Genomic DNA, 1,627 nt, shown 5'->3' on the forward strand with positions numbered 1-1,627 from the left:
ACTATGATGTCAAATCATATCATGTCCAGGGTAAGCGCAAGAAAAAATTGCCCATAATGTGCATTGGCTGGATATCGGTTGATCGTGGCTCGAAGATTAGTCGATATCTTACTATCTTCGATAACCTATTAGAGGGAGAGTGGGAAGTGTGGGGAGATTGGGGGGGTTCCTAGGGAATGCGTTCGCGTAGCGGCTCTTTCATAGCATCCCATTATATCGAATCCCATAATTTTGAAGTTGGAAGACTTATCCAAAATAGTTCAAAACTATGATATGATTCCCTATTTTAACCAAACCTTAACAACTAGTGACCTCGGCAAAATTCAATCAAGATTTTAGTAATCGGTAATCCTAATCCAATTACCAATTACCGATTACCAATTACTAAATTGGCCTAAAACGCACTAGGAGGAGCGGTAACAAAGGAACGAGGAGGGAAGACTTGTAAATCAATATGCTGCTCTGGACTGAAATCAAGACCTGCTTGTAGTTGAGCAAATTGTTGCTCTTCAAAAGACAGAGCACCTGTAGTTTTATTGTAGGAGATTTGATCAATATCAAGTTCCCCAAAACTAACAATTTCAATCCTATCTCCCTGTTGGACATTGAAATCTGTAATCCTGTCAATTCCGCTTTCAGGTCGTGGCACTTCCGAGTCATCGTTCCTCGGCAATAGGAAACTATCAGTTATGTTGATTCCCCTTGAAAATTGTAGCGGTTGTGATGGAGGCATTGAAGGCGGGAAGATTGGTAATGGACGATTTGTAAATGTGAACTTAAAGATATCAGATCCGTGACCACCAGTCAGGGTATCGCTTCCGTTGCCACCTACTAGAGAATCATCACCATTGCCACCAATTAGATAATCATTCCCACCACCAAAGACATTTTGATCATCACCATCACCAATCAGGGTATCATTGCCAGTGCCACCAATGAGAGTATCACTGCTACCCCCACCTTCGAGCACATCATTTCCGTCTCCACCATCCAGGATGTCACGACCTGGATTATAGTTGATGGGAATTCCAGTCAAACGTCTACGAACATCACCTAAAAGGGAATCATCACCAGCTCCGCCTTTTAGGGTATCATTACCATCTGCTCCGTTGAGAGTGTCATTTCCTGTGCCACCGTCGAGGAAATCATGATCAGATGTCTGTTTAACCTCAAACAAACTCAAGCCAAAGCTAGGACCCGGTCCACCAGTAAGGACATCATTCCCTGAGCCACCAATCAGAGTATCATTACCCTCTCCACCGTTGAGAACATCTGAATCCTCCTCCCCTTCAAGACGGTCATTACCCCCTCGACCATTGAGAATATCATCCCCAGCTCTACCTTTGAGGGTATCATCCTGTGAGCCACCGCTGAGAGTATCGTTGCCACTATCACCTATGAGAATTACACTAAGCTGTTCGGCATTTAAATTGGTATAATAAAAATTAATAAATAACCCAATAATAGGAAATATGCCAGCAAAAAATTATCTGACACAAGAGCAAAAAACAATACTTCAAAAAGCCTTAAAAATAGAAGAAAATGGAAATATTAGAGAACGTATTTTAATTTTGCTGTTGTTGAATAGTGGAAAAACACAGTTAGAAATTGCTGAAGTTTTGGGTTG

At 41.7% G+C, this 1,627-nt stretch carries 1 protein-coding gene and 2 pseudogenes; 1 reads left to right on the forward strand and 2 read right to left on the reverse strand.

Annotated elements, in window-relative coordinates; genetic code table 11:
• Positions 1-394 precede the first annotated feature (394 nt).
• Positions 395-1,183 carry a calcium-binding protein gene (locus tag F6K20_RS37675; RefSeq protein WP_081473241.1) on the reverse strand — a complete coding sequence of 263 codons (789 nt, stop codon included), beginning with the start codon at positions 1,181-1,183 and terminating at the stop codon, positions 395-397.
• A 54-nt stretch (positions 1,184-1,237) separates the two neighbouring features.
• Positions 1,238-1,474: pseudogene (locus F6K20_RS40370) on the reverse strand (calcium-binding protein); the annotation flags it as partial.
• Between F6K20_RS40370 and F6K20_RS37685 the strand changes: the two are divergent.
• Positions 1,473-1,627: pseudogene (locus F6K20_RS37685) on the forward strand (IS630 family transposase); the annotation flags it as partial. The pseudogenes F6K20_RS40370 and F6K20_RS37685 overlap by 2 nt on opposite strands.

It is taken from the genome of Moorena sp. SIO2C4 (assembly GCF_010672485.1).
GTDB lineage: Bacteria > Cyanobacteriota > Cyanobacteriia > Cyanobacteriales > Coleofasciculaceae > Moorena > Moorena producens.